Origin of the sequence: Enterococcus larvae (genome assembly GCF_017830045.1) — a bacterium.
Taxonomy (GTDB): Bacteria; Bacillota; Bacilli; order Lactobacillales; family Enterococcaceae; genus Enterococcus_L; species Enterococcus_L larvae.
Window position 1 is genome coordinate 773,552 of sequence record NZ_JAEDXU010000001.1, and the last position, 21,077, is coordinate 794,628.

17 protein-coding genes and 2 other annotated features (1 of these 19 cut by a window edge) are annotated in these 21,077 nt (G+C 42.8%); of the genes, 3 read left to right on the forward strand and 14 right to left on the reverse strand.

What is annotated here, in order from left to right:
• Positions 1 to 74: 74 nt before the first annotated feature.
• A complete protein-coding gene (gene sfsA / locus I6N96_RS03700; RefSeq protein ID WP_209556228.1) occupies positions 75 to 803 on the reverse strand; it encodes a DNA/RNA nuclease SfsA in 729 nt (242 codons plus the stop codon).
• A gap of 323 nt (positions 804 to 1,126) precedes the next feature.
• Positions 1,127 to 1,591: a helix-turn-helix transcriptional regulator gene (locus tag I6N96_RS03705; protein ID WP_209556133.1), complete on the reverse strand. Its 465-nt coding sequence runs from the start codon at positions 1,589 to 1,591 to the stop codon at positions 1,127 to 1,129.
• Between the two features lie 238 nt (positions 1,592 to 1,829).
• Between I6N96_RS03705 and I6N96_RS03710 the strand changes: the two genes are divergently transcribed.
• The gene (locus I6N96_RS03710; protein ID WP_209556134.1) at positions 1,830 to 2,231 is read left to right on the forward strand and encodes a DUF4828 domain-containing protein; all 402 of its coding nucleotides are present in this window, start codon (positions 1,830 to 1,832) and stop codon (positions 2,229 to 2,231) included.
• A 92-nt stretch (positions 2,232 to 2,323) separates the two neighbouring features.
• Here I6N96_RS03710 and hisE read toward each other — a convergent pair whose 3' ends face one another.
• The 11 genes from hisE to gltB form a co-directional block, all read right to left on the reverse strand.
• A complete protein-coding gene (gene hisE, locus I6N96_RS03715; protein WP_209556135.1) occupies positions 2,324 to 2,635 on the reverse strand; it encodes a phosphoribosyl-ATP diphosphatase in 312 nt (103 codons plus the stop codon).
• Complete coding sequence (gene hisI / locus I6N96_RS03720; RefSeq protein ID WP_209556136.1) at positions 2,628 to 2,954, reverse strand: phosphoribosyl-AMP cyclohydrolase; 327 nt, start codon at positions 2,952 to 2,954, stop codon at positions 2,628 to 2,630. Before hisI ends, hisE begins: the two co-directional genes overlap by 8 nt.
• The gene (gene hisF / locus I6N96_RS03725; protein WP_209556137.1) at positions 2,951 to 3,709 is read right to left on the reverse strand and encodes an imidazole glycerol phosphate synthase subunit HisF; all 759 of its coding nucleotides are present in this window, start codon (positions 3,707 to 3,709) and stop codon (positions 2,951 to 2,953) included. The genes hisI and hisF overlap by 4 nt, the downstream gene beginning before the upstream one ends.
• Complete coding sequence (gene hisA, locus I6N96_RS03730; protein WP_209556138.1) at positions 3,703 to 4,425, reverse strand: 1-(5-phosphoribosyl)-5-[(5-phosphoribosylamino)methylideneamino]imidazole-4-carboxamide isomerase; 723 nt, start codon at positions 4,423 to 4,425, stop codon at positions 3,703 to 3,705. Before hisA ends, hisF begins: the two co-directional genes overlap by 7 nt.
• A complete protein-coding gene (hisH, locus tag I6N96_RS03735) occupies positions 4,403 to 5,029 on the reverse strand; it encodes an imidazole glycerol phosphate synthase subunit HisH (protein WP_209556139.1) in 627 nt (208 codons plus the stop codon). The genes hisA and hisH overlap by 23 nt, the downstream gene beginning before the upstream one ends.
• On the reverse strand, positions 5,030 to 5,614 hold the full coding sequence (gene hisB, locus I6N96_RS03740; RefSeq protein WP_209556140.1) for an imidazoleglycerol-phosphate dehydratase HisB: 585 nt from the start codon (positions 5,612 to 5,614) through the stop codon (positions 5,030 to 5,032).
• Positions 5,611 to 6,903, reverse strand: a complete 1,293-nt coding sequence (gene hisD / locus I6N96_RS03745) for a histidinol dehydrogenase (protein ID WP_209556141.1) — start codon at positions 6,901 to 6,903, stop codon at positions 5,611 to 5,613. The genes hisB and hisD overlap by 4 nt, the downstream gene beginning before the upstream one ends.
• 3 nt (positions 6,904 to 6,906) lie before the next feature.
• Entirely contained in the window at positions 6,907 to 7,545 is a 639-nt protein-coding gene (hisG, locus tag I6N96_RS03750; protein WP_209556142.1) for an ATP phosphoribosyltransferase, read from the reverse strand.
• Complete coding sequence (gene hisZ, locus I6N96_RS03755) at positions 7,535 to 8,728, reverse strand: ATP phosphoribosyltransferase regulatory subunit (protein ID WP_209556143.1); 1,194 nt, start codon at positions 8,726 to 8,728, stop codon at positions 7,535 to 7,537. The genes hisG and hisZ overlap by 11 nt, the downstream gene beginning before the upstream one ends.
• A gap of 108 nt (positions 8,729 to 8,836) precedes the next feature.
• Positions 8,837 to 9,072: a binding site (T-box leader), on the reverse strand.
• A 110-nt stretch (positions 9,073 to 9,182) separates the two neighbouring features.
• The gene (locus tag I6N96_RS03760) at positions 9,183 to 10,628 is read right to left on the reverse strand and encodes a glutamate synthase subunit beta (RefSeq protein ID WP_209556144.1); all 1,446 of its coding nucleotides are present in this window, start codon (positions 10,626 to 10,628) and stop codon (positions 9,183 to 9,185) included.
• Between the two features lies 1 nt (position 10,629).
• Entirely contained in the window at positions 10,630 to 15,135 is a 4,506-nt protein-coding gene (gene gltB, locus I6N96_RS03765; protein ID WP_209556145.1) for a glutamate synthase large subunit, read from the reverse strand.
• 252 nt (positions 15,136 to 15,387) lie between these two features.
• On the opposite strand from gltB, the gene efaR reads away from it, so the two are divergent.
• Together efaR and zwf are read left to right on the forward strand one after the other, a co-directional pair.
• Complete coding sequence (gene efaR, locus I6N96_RS03770) at positions 15,388 to 16,035, forward strand: transcriptional regulator EfaR (protein ID WP_209556146.1); 648 nt, start codon at positions 15,388 to 15,390, stop codon at positions 16,033 to 16,035.
• A gap of 15 nt (positions 16,036 to 16,050) precedes the next feature.
• The gene (zwf, locus tag I6N96_RS03775; RefSeq protein ID WP_209556147.1) at positions 16,051 to 17,571 is read left to right on the forward strand and encodes a glucose-6-phosphate dehydrogenase; all 1,521 of its coding nucleotides are present in this window, start codon (positions 16,051 to 16,053) and stop codon (positions 17,569 to 17,571) included.
• A 416-nt stretch (positions 17,572 to 17,987) separates the two neighbouring features.
• On the opposite strand, the gene ileS is transcribed toward zwf, so the two are convergent.
• On the reverse strand, positions 17,988 to 20,771 hold the full coding sequence (ileS, locus tag I6N96_RS03780) for an isoleucine--tRNA ligase (RefSeq protein ID WP_209556148.1): 2,784 nt from the start codon (positions 20,769 to 20,771) through the stop codon (positions 17,988 to 17,990).
• A gap of 232 nt (positions 20,772 to 21,003) precedes the next feature.
• Positions 21,004 to 21,077: a binding site (T-box leader), on the reverse strand (it continues 149 nt past the right edge of the window).

The following is a 21,077-nucleotide window of genomic DNA, read 5'->3' on the forward strand; positions in this document are numbered from 1 at the left end:
GAGAGTATTGAAGCCTGGATCATGGTATTCGCTAGATTATATCAGCGGATTCTTTCTATAAGATAGTGCCTTCCTTAGTCAGGCTGAACGAATCTCTGATTCAAATCAAAAGGTGTTTCTGATAAAACCTGAATGGATTCTGGTTTCACACGACAGTTATAGGTAAGAACCTTCAGTCCTAATTGCTGCCCTTCTTCGACTGCCTGTACCAATTCCGGCTGCATCTCCCGGTTAAGTGTTGTTCGAATCACTTTTTCGAACTGAGCAATAAACAGAACATAGCACTGATATCCATCTTCTAATGCCTCTGTCAGCTCTTTTACATGCTTCAGGCCTCTGAGCGTCGGTGCATCTGGAAAAGCACCAATCCCTTGATTTTCCAAGGTCATTCCTTTCACTTCAACAAAAGCTTTTTGACCTGTATCCGTCTCAATGAATATATCAAACTTTGAATGACCATAGCGCTGTTCACGCTTTAAAAAGCTGATTTCTCCATTTAAATCCGGCAATACGATCTTTCCTTCGAGCAATCCTTGAGCAGCCAAGGCATTGGGAATCTGGCTGTCTATATTAAACCACTGCTCACCTTTTTTTACAGCAACTAAATCATACGCTGTTTTTCTTTTAGAAGAAGGCTGATGGCTCAGGGCTACTTGTGCCCCCTGTAAAAAAACTTCTCTTCCTCTGCCTGTATTCTTCACGTGAACGGTTACCTGTTCACCTGTTTCTACCAGCTCGCATTCAGCGATAAAACGATTTGGCCGGTTCAAAAATCGCGCCAAATGAACATCCGGATATACAATCATAAGAACACCCTTTCCTCATCACAATACCACATTTTACGGCTTTTAGACAACTAAGTTGTAACACTCAAAAAAAGAAATGGCAGCTTCTGCTTTGAAAGCGAGAAATGTTTCAGAAACGGCGTATTATGGAAAAACGAGAGTGGGACAATGATCTGTTGCCACTCTTTTCCATACCCTAAATCCGAATAAACGGCGAGTCAGAAGTAGCTCCTACGACAATAAGCCGGAATTCAACAAAAATTTGTGAAACAATTTTCGTGAATTCCGGCTTATTGCTTGTAGCTAAACACTTCTGTCTCAGCCTCTTTTTTAGTCATTCCTTATTCTGATGGTTCAGATTGTGTATAATACTTAACGATTGGAAAGTAGAAGCACAGTACCAAGACCCAAACGACAGAAAATGCCTGTGTATTCAATGAATGCAAGTACAGACTGCCTGCTGTTAGAAAAATTGGTGCCAGAATATACTTTAATACCGGAGTGCTGAATCTCGGCTTGATCCATGTGATCAAAAAGCGTATGGGTAAAAATAGAACACCAAACAGTATGGTCATCAAAATATCCGTCTTAGTTATTTTCATTTTATTTCCCCTCTTTCTCGGCTGTTCCAGAAGATTTTCCTGAAGCAGCTCTTCTAATAATTTTAGTGAGATAAGATCAGGTCTGCTTTTTCCAAGCTCCCACTTGGAAATCGTTTGTCGAGTAACAAATACCTTATCTGCAACCTCCTGTTGAGTCAATCCCAACTCATTTCTTTTGTTCTTTAATTTCTTTCCTAAATCCATTTTTCCCTTTACCTCCTGCTTTGACTTTACCTTCCACCCATCAGAAATACACGCAACGGTCGTTGTTGCGTAGGCAATTTTGATTATTTTCGAGATTTTTTATCGTTTTTCTATTTTTCATGTGCAAAAATGCTTGTCCTATTTTTATATTCTTAAATTTTGTTAATGATGCTATCTTCACTTCATCAACTTTTCTTAATCCATGCTATCATAAAAAGAAAAGCCGGAGGTTGAAAATTTGAAAAAGCATTGGTCATTTTTACTTGGGGCTTCTGTCGTCACTGGGATTGCCAGTTCATTACTTTTTAAGCACGGTAAGAAGAAGTTGGATGAGAATCGGTCGACGGCTGATTTGATAAAGGTATACCAAGGACAGTGGTGGTTTGTTGATAAGAAAAAGGCGACACAGCATCAGCTGGTGATCGACGATAAGTTGAAAATCAGTATGGATGGAAAAGAGTTGGATTTTGCGCTGATCGAGTGGAATATGAAGCGTCTGACGATTCAGGATTCTTTTGGCTTCCATTTGATTATTGAGACAAAATCTGACAATCCTGCTACGTTATATGACGAAGCAGATGACAGCACCTATCTTTTAGAGGCTGTAGTACCAGTTGACAAATTGATGGAAAACGATTGATCTGACTTTGTTGTTTATAAAACAGGAAAAACAGCAAATGAGATTCGTTTGAATAAAAAAAGACAGGCACCTGTTTCAGGTGCTTGTCTTTTTTATAGCTCGTCAATCTCTTTTCTGTCTCTTGTCAGGCTTAATTTTCCTTGCCGTTTCCCAAGCTCTTTCTCAATATCAGACAAGGGAATATTCTTTTCTGCAAGTAAGACCAGCATATGATATACGAGATCTGCTGTTTCATAAACCAGCTCTTTTTGATCATTTTTGGCTGCAATGATGACCTCTGTGGTCTCCTCACCGACCTTTTTCAAGATTTTATCCAGCCCCTTATCAAATAGATAGTTAGTATAAGAGCCTTCTTTCGGTTGTTCTTTTCTTTCAACGATTTCATTATATAGTGATTCAAGCATCTTCCTGTCCCTCCTCAAAAATGAGATTGAAAAAACAACTATGGGCACCTGTATGACAGGCCGGTCCTGTTTGGTCGACACGGATAAGTAATGTGTCTTGGTCACAGTCTGTAGTGATTTTCTTTACCTTTTGAGTATGCCCGCTTGTCTCGCCCTTATTCCATAATGACTCACGAGAGCGGGAATAGAACCAAGTCGTCTTTGTTTCAAGTGTTTTATTGAAGCTTTCTTCGTTCATATAGGCCAGCATCAGTACTTCATCTGTCTGATCTTCGATGATGATAGCCGGAACTAAGCCCTTCGAAAAATCTGGTTTCATCTGCGTACCGTCACTCCTTCGTCTTGCAAGAACTCCTTCAGCTCAGGAATTCCTACCTCTCCATAATGGAAAATACTCGCAGCAAGCGCTGCTGTAACTGCTGTTTCTTCAAAGACCTCGAGGATATCTTCTTTTTTCCCACAGCCGCCGGAAGCAATTACTGGTACAGTAACTGCTTCACAAACCGCTTGATTCAAGGCTAAATCATACCCTTGCTTTGTTCCATCCGCATCCATACTTGTCAGCAGGATTTCTCCTGCGCCCAGTGAAACTGCCTTCTTGACCCAGTCAATAACATCCAAACCCGTATCTTCTCTACCGCCCTTTACAAACACGTGCCAACTGTCATCAGCGATTCTTTTAGCATCAACCGCAACAACAATGCATTGAGAACCGAATTTTTCCGCCCCTTGACGGATTAGCTCAGGATTCTGAATGGCCGCTGAATTCAGGGATATTTTATCAGCACCTGCTTGAAGCATTTTTTTCATATCTGCTACTGAACGAATACCTCCGCCGACCGTCAATGGAATAAACACCTCAGCCGCTGTCCGTTCAATAACCTCAACCATCGTCTCACGTTCATCACTGGTTGCCGTGATATCCAGAAAAACCAGCTCATCGGCACCTTGCTCATTGTACGCTCGCGCGATTTCTACAGGGTCCCCGATACTTTGCAGATTGACAAAATTAACTCCTTTTACCACCTGACCATCTGTCACATCCAGACAAGGAATGATTCTTTTTGTCAGCATAAGGCTTCCACCTCCTGCATTTCTTCCAGTGTTATCCGACCTTCATAATAAGCTTTACCTACGATTGCCCCATAAACACCGATTTCTACAAGCTCTTTCAAATCTTGTTTATCGCTGACTCCGCCGGAAGCAATGATTGCCACGTCCGGAACAGCCTGTTGTAAAGCTTGGTAATGGGACAGACTAGGTCCGGTCAATGTACCGTCTTTTGAAATATCAGTGTAAATTAGCGTCTGTACTCCGATTCCTGCCATTTCCTTAGCCATTGTCAGATAGTCTGTTTCACTGACTTCCAGCCAACCGCTAACTGCCACTTTGCCATCTTTGGCATCGATCCCCACAGCAATTTTTTCCTTATATCTTCCTACTGCTTCCTTGACCAATTCTGGATTTTTCAGTGCGGAAGAACCAATAATGACTCGATCCACACCAAGATCGATGTATTGCTTGATTTGTTCCATTGAACGAATACCGCCTCCAACTTCAAGCATCAACCCGGTTTCTTTTTTGATATGTTCGATCAGCGGTGCATTCGTCGTCGTCCCCTCCAAAGCCCCATCCAAATCAACAATATGAAGCGTTTTGATTCCAGCTTCTTTAAAAATATGGGCTTGCGCCAATGGATCAGAATGAACAACAGTTTTTTGTGAAAAATCTCCTTTTACTAGACGAACTGCTTCTCCCTCACGAATATCAATTGCCGGCAACACGTACATGATCCACAACCTCCTTGAATCCTCTTAATATTTTCAGTCCAACTTCCCCGCTTTTTTCCGGATGAAATTGTGTACCATAGATATTCCCCTTTGAAATCATTGCCGGAACCTTAAGTGAGTATTGAGTAAGGGCATCAATGTTGTCTGGATCACAGTCTGCATAATAGGAATGAACAAAATAGACGTATTCGCCTGCCATATCCTTTGTCAATGCTGTATCATTAGTTATCAACAGTTCGTTCCAACCCATATGAGGAACTGGAAACCCTTTTTCAGCAGGCAACTGTTCACAAATCCCTTCTATCAACTCAAGTCCTCGAGTGAAGCCATTTTCCATACTGCCCTCCAGCAGCAACTGCATACCCAGACAGACACCTAGGATTGGAACACCATTTTTGGCTGCTTGTTTGATCGCTACAGTCAAGCCTCGTTCATTCAATGCTTCCATTGCCAGAGAAAAGGCGCCAACGCCCGGCAAAATCAGTCCATCTGCCTGAGCAATTTCATCCAGATCCGACGACAGCTTATTTTCAAGTCCGACATAATCCAATGCTTTCTGGACATTGCGAGTATTTCCTGTATCGTAATCAATTATGACGATCATCTACAACGTTCCTTTCGTGGAATTTACTCCGTGGATCTCCGAATTGAAGGTAACCGCTTCTCTCAATGCTCTCCCGGTTGCTTTAAATAATGCTTCTATTTTATGATGGGTATTTTTTCCATGTAAAATTTTCAAATGAAGATTCATCTGAGTATTGAAGGCTAACGCTTGAAAAAATTCTTCGGTCAACTCTGTATCAAATGCCCCTAGCTTAGGATTATCAAATACTGCATCAAAAACCAGATACGCTCTGCCGCTTAAATCAAGAGAAGCCATCCCTAGTGTTTCATCCATTGGAACAAAGCTAGTCCCATAGCGATTGATCCCCGCCTTATCTCCTAATGCTTCTTTCAGACATTGTCCTAATACGATCCCCACATCTTCCACAGTATGATGACTGTCTACTTCTAAATCTCCAGATACTTTGACCTCCAACGACATTCTGCTATGACGAGCAAACAAGGTCAGCATATGATTGAAAAATCCGACACCAGTATCAATTAGGACCGGCTCCTGTTTATCTAAATCCAATGAAAGCTCAATCGACGTTTCCGCTGTCTCTCTCTTTAAGCCTGCTGTTCTCATTTATCTTCCTCCTTAAATCGATATTCAACAGCACGAGCATGTGCTTCAAGCCCTTCTTTCCTGGCCAATAAAGCAATATCCGCCTGTACCTCTGCCAATGCCTCTTTCGTATAGTAGCTGACCTGGCTGTATTTCACAAAATCATATACACCTAGTGGAGAATAAAACTTCGCTGTTCCACTCGTCGGCAGTACGTGGTTCGTACCTGACAGATAGTCTCCGACTGGTTCAGAGGTGTATGCCCCTAAAAAGATTGAACCAGCATTTCTGATGTCATGCAAACGGCTCATTGGATCTTCCATCTGTACCTCCAAATGCTCTGGTGCAATCTCATTCATGATATCAAACATATCGGTTGTACCACTGGCTAGAATGATCCAGCTATGATCAACTATCGAGCGTTCGGCAATTTCTTTTCGCGGCAACGTGATCAACTGTTCCGCAATCTCCCGTTCCACCTCTTCAGCCAATCTCTTTGAATCCGTTACTAGAAAAGTACGAGCCAATACATCATGTTCTGCCTGAGACAGCAAGTCCGCTGCGATGAATGCTGGATCAGCCTGAGCATCTGCCAGAACACCAATTTCTGACGGCCCCGCAATCATGTCGATCCCCACTGTACCAAACACTTGCTTTTTCGCTGTCGCAACATAAATATTTCCCGGTCCAACAATCTTATCTACTTTTGGAATAGTGGCTGTTCCATAAGCTAAGGCAGCAATTGCTTGAGCACCGCCAACTTGGAATACCCGATCCACTCCCGCAATTTTTGCAGCTGCCAAAATGATTGACGGTACACCTTCAGGCGAAGGTGGGGTAACCATGATCACTTCGTCGACACCAGCGATTTTTGCCGGCAGCACATTCATCAGAACAGAAGAAGGATACGCTGCTGTCCCTCCTGGAACATAGACCCCAACTCGTTCTAACGGCCGGACCAGCTGTCCTCTGATAACACCGCTTTTTTCACTATCCATAAAATCATATTGCTTTTGCTTTTTATGGTAGCTGATAATATTTTCCTTGGCCTTTTCAAGTGCTGTTTTTACTGAGTCTTCCAGCTGCTGATAGGCCTGATTGATCGCATCCTGTGATATTTCCAGTTCATCCAATTCTGTTTGATCAAATTTTCTGGAATATTCAAACAACGCTCGATCCCCTGAAGAAACAACATTGTCGATGATTTCCTTTGTTGCAGCTTCGATTTGTTGATCATCAGCCTTTCTCATATACTTCTCTTTATCTAGTTCAGATAGGATTTCCTGTCTTGTTCCCGATAGCCATCTCATTGCTCATCCCTCTTTTCCGATTACCGTTTCCAGTTTTTCAAACAGATCAAAAATTTCCTGACGCTTTCGTTTCAATGTTGCCTTATTCACAATCATTCGAGCAGAAATCTTACAAATATCCTCATAAATACTTAAGCCATTTTCCTTCAATGTCGTTCCGGTCTCAACAATATCAACGATCGCATCTGCTAATCCGAGAACCGGTGCAATTTCTACAGAGCCTTCGATTTTGATAATGTCCACATCTTCTCCTTTACTGCGAAAATGTGCAGAAGCGATGGTCGGATACTTTGTGGCAATCCGTTTACGCTTATGGTCATCCGGCTGATAATCGCTTGTTGATGCAACTGAAAATTTGCATTTTCCAATTGCCAGATCCAGCATCTCATAATACCCATGCGGGTGCTCCAGCAAGACATCCTTTCCTACGACTCCAAGATCCGCTACGCCATGTCTAACATAGGTTGTTACATCTGCGGCTTTGACTAATAGAAAGGTCAAGGTATGATCCTCGTTGTGAAAAACCAGCTTTCTTTGTTTATCCTTCATGAATGAAACATCGATCCCCGCCTGTTCAAATAATTCTAAGGTTTGCTTCTCCAGTCTGCCCTTTGTCAAAGCTATCGTCAAATTATTCTTCATTCTGCTCACCTGCTTTTACTCGAATAATCTCTTTTCCTTGGATAAGGATCACCTCATCATACGCCCATTTTTCACCATAAGCCAAGGCTTCCTCCCACGTATCAAACAACGAAAGCTCACTGTTTTCGCTCTGACAGACAAATTTCTGAGCTATGGCAATATCCTCAAGCGAGGCGTGAACCAACACCTTTGCATGCTCCAAATCTGCCAAAATCCCCAAACGATACTGAAGTGCGACTAGCGTGTCCAAATTGATTCCCAGACCAACTGCGGGAATTCGCGTATGGCCAAACTGCTCGACTAAGTGATCGTAACGTCCGCCTCTTAGAAATATCTCAGGAATCAGATCCGCATAGCCGTTGAATAAAATCCCAGTATAGTAATCCATCAATGCCACCGAACCAAGATCGACTGTTAGAGAGATATCAGGATGTGTCAAAGTGATCAACTGTGCCATCTTATTAATTTCTTCCAGAACTGCGGCAATGGCAGTCTCTTCCGGCAGCATCGCCTCAGCAGCAGCCAGAACCACTGATACATCACCAAACAGCTTAGGCAATTCCTTGATGAATCGATCCAGCTTGCTGGGGTGCTGCTGAACAAACTCGTTCAAGGCGCTTAGGTTCTTATTACTCAGTAATTCCTTCAAGGTTCTTTTTCCCTCGGCATTCAGTTGTAGATAAGTAGAAATTTCTTTCAATAAGCCTGCATGTCCCAGTTCAAAATGAAAATTGGGGATATTCAGCTCCGTCAGTATCTCTACCGCACAGGATATACATTCCAGCTCAGCTTTGACAGAAGAAAAACCAATCAGCTCGATCCCTGCCTGAGTCAGCTCATTTTGCTCCCCTGTCATTTCACTGTTGAAGCGAAAAACTCTTCCGCTATAAGACAGCTTCAACGGAGGCTGGATACCGGCTGTCGCCGCCACTCGTCCAATCGGCATCGTCATGTCCGGACGTAATACAAGCAAACGCCCCTGTTTGTCAAAAAAGCGATACAATAGACCTTCGATCTCATCTGCCTGAAAAACATCCTCAAACTCGATCAATGGCGTATCTACCCGCTGATACCCTCGTTTTCGTACGATTTGATTGACCTTTTGCTCCAACTCATAAGCACCATTTGCTTCACGGAATAATTTATCTTTTGTTCCCGATGGTAAGCTCAGATTCCATTTCATTACGCACACTCCCTTTCAAAAATCGATCATTAAAGACTATTTTTTAGCTGCTGGTTTTTTCCTCGTTAAGATATTTTTATAAACAAAAAATCCTCTTGGCAAATAAGCCAAGAGGACGAGAAAGTTTTTTTCACGTGGTCCCACCTCAGATTCATTTCCGCCTCTCAGCGAAAAACTCTGTTAGTCTGCGACTAAAAGCGATAACGGGCAGTCCCGATTTTTCCTACAGTTATTCAGAAAAACAATTTACAGGCGTGTTCGATGGTATGCTGCTATTTCCTTTCACCAGCCGGAAACTCTCTGAGGCAACAAAAATCATCTACTATTCTGATCATTATTTTTTCATCGTATTCTCATTTATTTCTAAAAACTTTATCATGGATAGTCAGATTAGTCAACTGATTTTCAAAAGAAAATAGCGAAAAGCTGCTTTCTTTCAACCTATGTCGCTAGTTTACTGCGCTTGTGCCACAAGAGCTCGTAAAGACTGATCAACAGTTTCAGCAGCCAATCGACCTTCTCGAATAGCCCAAATCACTAAACTAGGGCCTCTCTTGGCGTCTCCAGCTACATAGACTCGCTCATTGTTTGTCGTATAATCATCGAAAACCTCTGTCACTTCTAATTGATCAAGCAGACTTTTTTCCGGTCCGATAAAGCCCATCGCCAACAGTACCAAATCAGCCTTCAAGGTCTTCTCTGTTCCCTCAATTGGTTGGAAGCTTTGATCGACCTGAACAGTTTCCAAACCGATGACCTGACCTCTTTCCGCACCAATGAATGCAGTCGTTGACGTTTGATGAAGGGTCAGCTCTTCTTTTTGTAAATGGTTCGCCTCAGCTTGTCCATAGCCTTCTTTATCAACAAATGGATATTCCGGCCAAGGATTGCTTGAGTTTCTCACAGCAGGCATCTTAGGGGTGATCTCCAGCTGTCTGACCGATGCACAGCCCTGACGGATAGCTGAACCGATACAGTCATTTCCTGTATCCCCACCACCGATCACAACAACATGCTTGCCTTCCAGCTTCTTGCTGGTTGCCTCTGTTCCATATTTCAATACATCCTTGGTTGCTTCAGTCAGATAATCAACTGCAAACTGAACGCCTTGTACCTCTCGTCCGTTGACCTTCAAGTCCCTTGGTACACTCGCACCTGTTGCTGCAATCACCCGATCAAACTGCTGGTACAGCTCTTCTGCAGTGATGTCCACACCAATTTCTGTATTTGCGACAAAGTGAATACCAACTTCCTGCATTACATCAATACGACGCTGAACGACTTTTTTATCCAGCTTCATATTAGGAATGCCATACATCAGTAGACCGCCAAATCTGTCAGAACGCTCATAGATAGTGACCTCATGGCCAAGCTGATTCAAACGCCAAGCTGCGGAAAGACCTGCAGGTCCACTTCCAATAACAGCAATTTTAAATCCAGTTTTTTCCTTCGGAATACCGGTTGGTTTGACCCAACCATTTTCAAACGCTGTATCGATAATAAAACGTTCGTTGTCATGGATTGATACACCAGAACCATTTAGCGCCTCTGTACAAGACTTTTCACAGGGAGCAGGACAAACACGACCTGTCATTTCCGGCAACGGATTGGTTCTGCTCAGTCGTTCCCAGGCCTTCTTATATTCCCCGCGATAAACTAAATCGTTCCATTCCGGAATCAGGTTATCGTTAGGACAGCCGGAAACAGCTCGCTTTTCTCCGTAAAAGACACCTGTATGGCAGAAAGGAATCCCGCAGTTCATACATCTGGCTGCTTGCTCCTGACGCTCCTCTTCATTCAAAGGAACCTGCAATTCTTCCCAATCGGTGATTCGTTCTGCAATCGGACGATATGGATTTTCCTTACGGTCGTACTTTAAAAAGCCGAATGGATCTGCCATATTAGCCACGCTCCTTTACTGTTGGTTTCTGTGGTGCATTCTGCGCACCAATTACTGCCTCAAATGCTGACTCTAGCAATGTTTCACCAGAAAGTCCTTCTTCACGAAGCTTTTCAGTGACGGTAACCATTTCATGATACTCTTTTGGATAAACCTTGATAAAATGCTGCTGCAGATTTTCCCAGCCAGCCAGAATCTCCTCTGCCTTTTCTGATCCGGTATGCTGATAATGCTTTTCAAGCAGCTCCTTCAAAATAAGATCGTCACCTGATTCTCCTAATCGGAACAGCTCAACCATTTCCATATTACAGCGTTGTGCAAATTGTTCGTCCGGATCGTAGATATACGCGACACCACCGGACATCCCAGCACCGAAATTACGACCAGTTTCTCCCAAAATCACTGCAACACCGCCTGTCATGTATTCACAGCCATGGTCGCCGACACCTTCGACAACAACGTTCGCTCCACTATTCCGAACACAGAAACGTTCACCGCCTCGGCCTCTGAAATAGGCTTCTCCCTTGTTCGCGCCAAAGCAGGCAACATTCCCAACAATTGGGGAGCTTTCTGCCTTATAACCGGCATCCTCCGGCGGTACGATGACTAAACGCCCACCACTTAGACCTTTTCCTACATAATCATTTGCTTCCCCAGTTAGCTTCAGCTCCATGCCCTGTGTAATGAAGGCGCCAAAGCTCTGTCCGGCAATTCCTCGATAGTGATAATTGATCAATCCCGGTTCAAGTTCATAATTGCCGAACCGTTCGGCAATCCAGCCGCCCATTCGAGCCCCAACTGTTCGATTCACATTATTGATCGTTTCTTCCACGTAGATTTTCTGATTATTCTTAATTGCAGCTCCGGCAAAGGCATCCAGCTCTTTCCATTGACGCTGCTCCTGAAACGGATCTTCACACTTGCGTTCGATGCCCAAGGTATGCCCCAGCATTCTAGAGAAATCAAGAGATTTTGCTTTCCCTTTTGCTACAAATTTCGGCTTCAGCATTTCCGCATGGCCAATCATTTCATCGATGGTTCTAAAGCCCAGCTCTGCCATGATCTCTCTTAAATCTTCAGCGATAAACATCATAGCATTGATGATATGCTCCGGTTTTCCTACAAAGAATTTTCGCAGCTCCGGATCTTGAGTAGCTACACCGACAGGGCACGTATTCAAGCTGCAGACACGCATCATCACACAGCCTACTGCGACTAACGCTAAAGAGGCAAAACTGTATTCCTCAGCACCTAAAAGTGCTGCGACAGCAACATCTCGTCCTGTCATCAATTTCCCATCTGTTTCAAGCGTCATCCGCTGACGCAAATCGTTCAAGGACAATGTCTGGTGTGCCTCAACCAATCCCATTTCCCATGGAAGCCCGGCATCCCTGACAGAATTTCTTGGAGAAGCACCTGTTCCGCCATCGTAGCCTGAAATCACGACGACATCTGCACCTGCTTTGACCACACCTGTTGCAATCGTTCCAACGCCGGTGCTTGATACTAGCTTGACGTTGATCTTCGCATAAGGATTGATTGTTTTCAAATCGTAAATCAACTGGGCCAAATCCTCAATGGAGTAAATATCATGATGCGGCGGTGGTGAAATCAGACGCACACCAGGTGTTGAACCACGAATTTCCGCAACCCACGGAAAGACTTTATTTCCAGGCAGCTGTCCGCCTTCTCCCGGCTTCGCTCCCTGAGCAACCTTAATTTGCAGCTCTTCAGCACTCATCAAATATTCCGCATTAACGCCAAAACGACCAGATGCCACTTGCTTGATCTTGCTATTCAAGTTCACACCATTCGCTCTCGGCTTGAAACGGTTGCGATTTTCACCGCCTTCTCCGCTATTGGACTTCGCACCGATACGATTCATCGCTTCCGCAATACATTCATGTGCTTCCTGACTTAAAGACCCATAGCTCATAGCACCGACCTTGAAACGCTTGACGATTGTTTCTGCCGGTTCCACTTCAGTCAGCTTGACTGGTTGACGTTCACTAGTAAACTCCCACATAGCCCGTAAGGTTGCTGGTGTTTCAAGCTCTTCCTTATTCAACTGCTGAGCATATTTTTTATATAGCGCATAATCCCCTTGACGAACAGCCTGCTGGAAGTTATAGATTGTTTGCGGATTGAACAAATGATGCTCACCGTCTGCCTTGAATTGGAAGCTTCCGCCGGATGGTAGAAAATCATTTTCCTTTTCGCCATAGGCCGATTCGTAACGTTCAAGATATTCCTTTTCGATTTGATTCAGGGACAATCCGCCGATTCGACTAGCTGTTCCAGTAAAGAACTGATCGATCACTTTTTCAGAAAGTCCGACTGCTTCAAAAAGCTGTGCTCCATGATAACCGGCAATTGTTGAGATCCCCATACGAGACATGACTTTTACAATTCCCTTTTCTGCTGCCTGACGATAGGTTTCTACTTTATCTGCCAAATGATAGTCCTTTAACGTCTCATAAGTCCCATAAGGATGGATTGCACTCACACCATAGCCAATCAGCATCGCGTAATGATGAACTTCACAGATCTCAGCTGAATCGGCAATAATGGACACCAGTCCTCTTTTCCCTTGCTCTACAAGATAATTATGAAGCCCTGAAACAGCCAATAAGATCGGGATTGCTAATTTTCCTCTTCCTCTATCTCTGTCGGAAAGAATGATGATCGTTGCACCACTATCGATTTTTTCCTCTGCTTCCTTAAACATATTTTCCAGCACTCGCTGTAAACGGTTTGGAACCTCAGGAGTCAATGAATAGCTGATTGATTGGACCATACTTTTTTGTCCATGCACATTCAAACTTCTGATTTTTAGGAAGTCATCAGTAGAAAGAACGGGACTTTCGATTTTCAGCTTATTACAGTTTTCCGGCTGATCGATCAAGAGATTCCCGTCTCGGCCTAGAAACATCTCTGTTCCAATGACCAGCTTTTCACGGATTGCATCGATGGGTGGATTTGTCACTTGGGCAAACTGCTGTTTGAAATAAGTAAACAAAGATTGCGGCTTTTCGCTCAATACTGCTAAAGGGGAGTCATAGCCCATTGAAATAACAGGTTCCTCGCCTTTTTCTGCCATCGGCAAGACCGTCATTCGAATGATTTCATCGGTGTAGCCATTCAACTTCCACAAATGATTCAGCTCCACTTCAGACATCCTTGTTTCATCAGCTTCAGCTGATGCCAACTGATCAACTGTCAAGAGCTGGTCATTCAACCACTCACGATATGGATGCTTAGCTGCATAACGTTCTTTGATTTCTTCATTACGATAAAATCTCCCCGAAACCGTATCGACTAAAATCATATTCGCAGGTCCTAAAACACCTTTTTCCACAACTCTGGACGGCTCTAAATCAACAACGCCAGACTCAGAAGCAACCACAATGAAATTATCCTTTGTGATCGAATAGCGTGACGGACGCAGACCATTTCTATCTAGTGCAGCACCAACCATATCCCCATCAGTAAAGCAGAGAGCTGCCGGGCCATCCCACGGAGCTGTAAAGCTGGAATTGTATTCATAAAATGCCGCAGTTTCATCCTTTAAATTTGCTTCTTCAGACCAAGCCTCAGGAATCATCATCATTAAGGCATGAGGGATATCTCTGCCATTACGATATAAATGTTCCATACAGTTTTCCAGCTTTGCTGAATCAGAGTTCTCTTCGTTATATACATCGATATGGTGACTATGCATCCAGTTTTCTGCCCCGCGAAGGGTATTGATTTCTCCATTATGCGCTAAGAATCGAAAAGGCTGTGCTCGATCCCAGCTTGGAAACGTATTGGTTGAAAAACGTGAGTGGATCAGTGCGATATGACTTTCCATCGTTTTGTCCTGTAGATCAGGATAAAAAAGACGCACTTGATAAGCATGAAGCATTCCTTTGTAGACGATTGTTTTAGAAGAAAGACTGCATATCGCCAGTTCATCAGGAGAATAGATTTTTTCGATTTCTCTACGAAGTCGGAAAAGGCAGTCTTCAAAAGCTCTTCCTGCTTCAATATCAATAGGCTTTTCAATAAAAAGCTGAATAAAGCCCGGCATAACCTTTTGAGCGCCAGGACCACAATATTCAAAAGCAAAGGGAACATTTCTTTCCCAAAGCACACGATAGCCGGCAGCATTGATTTCTCCGGTTACAGATTTCAGTAGTGCTCTTTTCTCTGTTTCTTCCTCAGGTAAAAAGAGCATGGCAACAGCATAGTCTCCCTTATCAGGCAAGCTGATTTTTTGAGCGGCGGCTTTCTTTTGAAAAAAAGTATCCGGCATGGCCATCAATATCCCGGCACCGTCTCCAGTATCAGGCTCTGCACCTGTTCCGCCTCGATGATTCATTCTTTCCAGCATCGTAAGCGCATGATCGATCAGTTGATGAGAAGCCATTCCATCAATTTGTGCGATAAAGCCCATTCCGCAGGCATCTTTTTCAAAAGAAGGATCGTACATCATATTCTTTCTACTCTTGGTCTGTTTTCCCATTCACATCATTCCTCTTTCAAATAGTTTGAAAATTCTAATTTATTTTTAATAGTTTACACGCTTCTGCTAAATTTTACAACATTAACCTGAAAATTTCAGAAAGAATAACGCATGTAACATTATCAATTCAATGAATTTTTGAAAAGAATGGAAAATGGACGTAAAGTTTTCAGATTAATATCTTATTAAATGGTCAAATAGATGCTTTTCTGATAAACTGTTTTTGATGACTCCTGAGAAAGGATGAAAAATATGACACCAAATCGAGAAGACTACCTTAAACTGATCTTCGAATTAGGCGGAGATGAGAATAAAATCAACAACAAGCATATCGTCTCCGGACTGAATGTTTCAGCAGCCTCAGTCAGTGAAATGATTTCAAAGCTAGTTAAGGAAGAACTGGTTCACCATTCTCCCTACCAAGGCGTTCAGCTGACAGAACTGGGACTAACAAAAGCCAGCACGTTGATTCGCAAGCACCGGCTGTGGGAGGTATTTCTGGTTGAGCATCTGAATTATTCATGGAATGAAGTTCATGATGATGCCGAAGTACTGGAACATGTAACGTCGCCGACACTGGCTGACCGTTTATCAGATTATCTGGGGAATCCAAAATTCTGTCCTCATGGCGGAGTGATTCCTAAAGCAGGCGAGCCTGTTCACGAAGAACGTCATCAAACACTAGTCAATTATCCAATCGGCACGAAGATTCGCATTGCGAGAGTCTTGGATGAAAAAGACTTACTGGATTATCTGGTTTCCATTAATTTGAATATTCATGATGAATTTTCGATCGAGGATATTGCTGCTTATGAAGGACCTATCACTATCAGTAATACCGAAAAGAAATTGGCTGTGAGCTATAAAGCTGCCAGTACAATCTTTGTCGATCCATTATAGAAGGGGAGGAAAAAAATGAACGAAAAAATAGCGCTGTTTACAATATTTGGAGGAACGGGAGACCTTGCAAAAAGAAAGCTCTATCCTTCACTTTTTAGATTATACAAAAAAGGCAATCTGGGCGATCATTTCGCTGTGATTGGCACAGCGAGAAGAGAGTGGTCAGATGACTACTACAGAGAAATCGTTCGTGATACAATTGCTGATTTGAATCCGACGCAGGAAGAAGCAGAGGCATTTGCCAGCCATTTTTACTATCAGTCCCACAACGTGAACGACACTGAGCATTACGACACCTTGAAAACTCTATCTGATAGATTGAATGACGAATATCAGCTGCAAGGGAATAGAATCTATTATCTGGCGATGGCTCCTCAATTCTTCGGGACAATCGTCAACCATCTGAAGTCCCAAAATATTTTAACAGAGGACGGTTTTGATCGACTGATCATTGAAAAACCATTTGGTACCGATTATGATAGTGCGCACAAGCTGAATGAGGAAATCCGTGCTGTTTTCCCTGAGGACGATATTTTCCGTATCGACCACTATTTAGGAAAAGAAATGATCCAGAACATCTCAGCTATTCGTTTTGCCAACAATATTTTTGAATCACAGTGGAACAATCGTTACATTGACAATGTTCAAATCACTTTTGCTGAGAGCTTGGGTGTGGAAGACCGTGGCGGGTACTATGAAGAAAGCGGCGCATTGAAGGACATGGTGCAAAATCACATTCTTCAAGTATTGGCATTGCTTGCGATGGAACCTCCTGTTACCTTCTCTGAAAAGGAAATTCGTTCCGAAAAAGTCAAAGCGTTGAAAGCCATCAGACTGTACAACGAAGAAGAAGCCTTGAAGAATTTTGTTCGTGGACAATACGGTCCCGGCGAACTGGGAGACGATTCCTTTACGGGTTACCGTGAAGAACCAAATGTTTCTGAAGATTCACAGACGGAAACCTTTGCTGCCGGAAAATTCTACATCGATAACTTCCGCTGGTCAGGTGTTCCCTTCTATATCCGTACTGGAAAACGTCTGACAGAAAAAGGAACTCGGATCAATATTGTTTTCAAGCAGGTACCAGTCAACGTCTTTAAAGATGACATCGAACAATGTATAGAAAAAACAGATTTGCCGCCAAACGTTCTGACGATTTACATTCAGCCGACAGAAGGCTTCTCAATGACCTTGAACGGAAAAGAAATTGGACAAGGCTTCACTACAGCACCTGTCAAACTAGATTTCCGTCATAGCGCTGAAATGACAGAAAATAGTCCTGAAGCCTATGAAAAGCTGTTATTGGATAGTCTGAACGGTGATGGAACAAACTTCTCCCATTGGGATGAGGTAGCACAATCATGGAAAATCATTGACATCATTCGTCATGCGTGGGATAAGACAACTGTCGACTTCCCTAACTATGCTGCTGGAACGATGGGGCCAGAGGCAGCCTTCAAACTATTGGAAGCAGATGGCTTCCAATGGACGTGGGAACCAGATGTCTGGTATCGTGAACGCGGACAATTGGATTAGATAAAAATCAAAAGCTGGAGCATTACTCAATTTGAGTAGTTCTCCAGCTTTTTAACTTATATACAGCTACAAACCCATACAACACAATTGATCATCCAATTAATTTAAACTCACATCAATAAACTAAGCAAAGGAAAAATATCTGTCGTATTTGCCAGACAATGAACAACGATTGCCAGCTTCAATGAATCTTTTTTTTAATTGAAATTCAGCATGCATAAAAGAAAGAGGCTGAGACAGAAGTGTTTAGCTACAAGCAATAAGCCGGAATTCACGAAAATTGTTTCACAAATTTTTGTTGAATTCCGGCTTATTGTCGTAGGAGCTACTTCTGACTCGCCGTTTATTCGGATTTAGGGTATGGAAAAGAGTGGCAACAGATTATTGTCCCACTCTCTTTCTTCAACTAATTAAGCTTAGTTTTCAAATCCTTCAGCAACTGCTTCCGGATAGTTTTCTTCGACGATTTTCGCACAGCGACCGCAAAGTGTTGGTAATTTTTCATCTGACCCAACATCTGTTCGAACTGAACGGCAACGATCACAGGTTTCACCAGGGGCCGCCTCAACAAGAACCTTCATGTCCTCAAAGACAACCGCTTCAGCCGGAGCTTCGCCTTGTGCAAGCTCAAATCCTGAAACGATGAGCAGCTGAGCAATATCAGCATCTGCCGCGGTCAGTAATGCACGAATCTGCTCATTAGGGTAAACAGTGACCTTCGCTTCTAAAGATTTACCGATCAATTTAGAATTACGTGCTTCTTCCAGTGCCTTCAGCACATTGTCACGGAAGCTCATGAATGCTTCCCATGTATCCATCAACTCAGACTGATTCGGAAACTCTTCGTAGCCTGGGAATTCTGAAAGCTGAACATAATCCTCCTCTTCCTTCAGGAAGCTCCAGATTTCTTCTGAAGTGTGAGGGATGATTGGCGTCAAGAGCTTCGTCAGTGCAACAGCAGTCTGATAAAAGACTGTTTGCATACAACGACGTTGATAATCATTTTCTGCTTCGATATAAACAACATCTTTTGCAAAATCCAGATAAAATGCAGATAGATCAACTGTCAGGAAATTCATGACAGAACGATAGATTTGCATGAAATTGTATTTTTCATAGCCTTTTTCACGGATTTCTTTGATGACTTGATTCAGCTTCACCGTCATGTACTTATCAACAGAACGAAGCTCTTCAAAAGGAACTGTGTGCTCTGCTGGTTCAAAGTCGCTTGTATTGGCTAACAGGAAACGCATTGTATTTCTGATCTTTCTGTAGACCTCTGATACCTGATTCAGGATATCCATAGAGACACGTACATCAGATTCAGAATCCACGCTGCTTACCCATAGTCTTAGGATATCTGCACCCATTTGCTTGATCACTTTTTCAGGAACGATCGTGTTCCCTAGTGATTTACTCATCTTACGTCCTTCGCCATCTAAGGTAAAACCTTGAGAAAGAACAGCTTTGTAAGGTGCAACACCATTGATTGCAACACTTGTTGTGATACTTGAGTTGAACCAGCCGCGGTATTGATCTGATCCTTCAAGATACATATCCGCTGGGAAAGTCAGCTCAGGGCGTTGACGCAGTACCGCTTCATGTGATGAACCGGAATCAAACCATACGTCCATGATGTCTGTTTCTTTTGTAAACTTGCCATTTGGCGAACCTTCGTGTGTAAATCCTGCCGGCAATAGTTCTTCTGCTTCTTTTTCATACCAAATATTTGAGCCATGTTCTGCAAATAAGTTTGCTACATGATCGATTGTTTCAGGTGTGATGATTGCTTCACCGTTTTCCGCATAAAAAATCGGCAGTGGTACACCCCAAACACGTTGACGGGAAATAACCCAATCGCCGCGGTCACGGATCATATTATAAAGACGTGTTTTACCCCAAGGAATGATCCAGTCAACCTTCTCTACTTCGTCCAAGATATCCTGACGGAATTTATCGATAGATGCGAACCATTGTGGTGTCGCACGATAGATAACTGGTTTTTTCGTACGCCAGTCATGTGGGTAGCTATGAGTAAAGAAGTCCATCTTCAACAAGGCATCCTTCTCATCCAACAAAGCTGTGATCATTGGATTCGCTTTGTCATAAAAGATTCCCTCAAATCCAGGTGCTTCATCTGTAAATACACCACGATTATCAACTGGAGATAAAACGTCTAAACCATATTTTTTACTTACGATATAGTCATCTTCACCATGTCCCGGAGCAGTATGCACTAGACCTGTACCAGCTTCCAATGTTACATGGTCTCCCAGCATTACTAAGGAAGTGCGATCATAAAACGGATGCTGCACTGTCATGTACTCCATGTCTTTTCCGCTGATTGTGTCGATGATTTCCACGTCTTCCCAATCAATTGCTTCTTTTACTTGATCTAATAAATCTTTGGCTACAACATATTTTTTCCCATAAGCCTTTACTACTACATATTGGTAGTCTGCATTTACTGAGATACCTAAGTTTGCAGGTAATGTCCATGGTGTTGTTGTCCAGATAACTAGTGATGTGTCCGTATCTAAGATTCCTTTTCCATCAACGATTTTGAATGCTACGTAGATAGATGGAGATTTCACATCTTGGTACTCGATTTCCGCTTCTGCTAATGATGATTCACTTGAAGGGGACCAATAGATTGGTTTCAGGCCCTTATAGATATAGCCCTTCTCAGCCATTTTCCCAAACACACGGATTTCCGCTGCTTCGTAAGATGGATCAAGAGTAATATATGGATGCTCCCAATCGCCGCCGATTCCCAAACGCTTGAAATCAGCTCTTTGAGTATCTACTTGAGAACGAGCATACTCTTCACACTTTTTACGATATTCAGCTAGGCTCATTTCTTTTCGCTTTACACCCTTGTTTGTCAATACCTGTTCAATCGGCAAACCATGTGTATCCCAACCAGGAACATAGGGTGAACGGAAACCAGACATTGATTTGAAACGAATGATGATATCCTTACTGATCTTATTCAGTGAATGCCCGATATGGATATTCCCGTTTGCATAGGGAGGGCCGTCATGAAGAATAAACGAAGGCTTCCCTTCATTCAATTCTTGTCTTTTCTCGTAGATTTTTTTCTCTTCCCAGTCTTTCTGCCATTCTACTTCTCTGTTAGGCAGATTGCCCCGCATTGGAAAAGCTGTTTTACCAAGTTGCAGCGTTTCTTTCATTTTCATTCTCGTTTCCTCACTTTCAATATATAAATACAACAAAATAGATAACCGGATAACTATTTACTCTAGTCGACCTCTATGAAGAGACCAATTGACTTACGAAGATAGATTTGCTCTGTTGAAAGTCCATTTTCTCTTCATACTCATATCCTTCTACTAAAATAGTCTAAATTCTGCTTCTTTGAGAAGCATAAAAATTTATCCATAATCAATAAAACAAAAAAACACTTCCATCCCAAGGGACGAAAGTGCTCGTGTTACCACCCAAATTTAGAATCATTCAATAAATGATTCCCTCTGATGATTTGT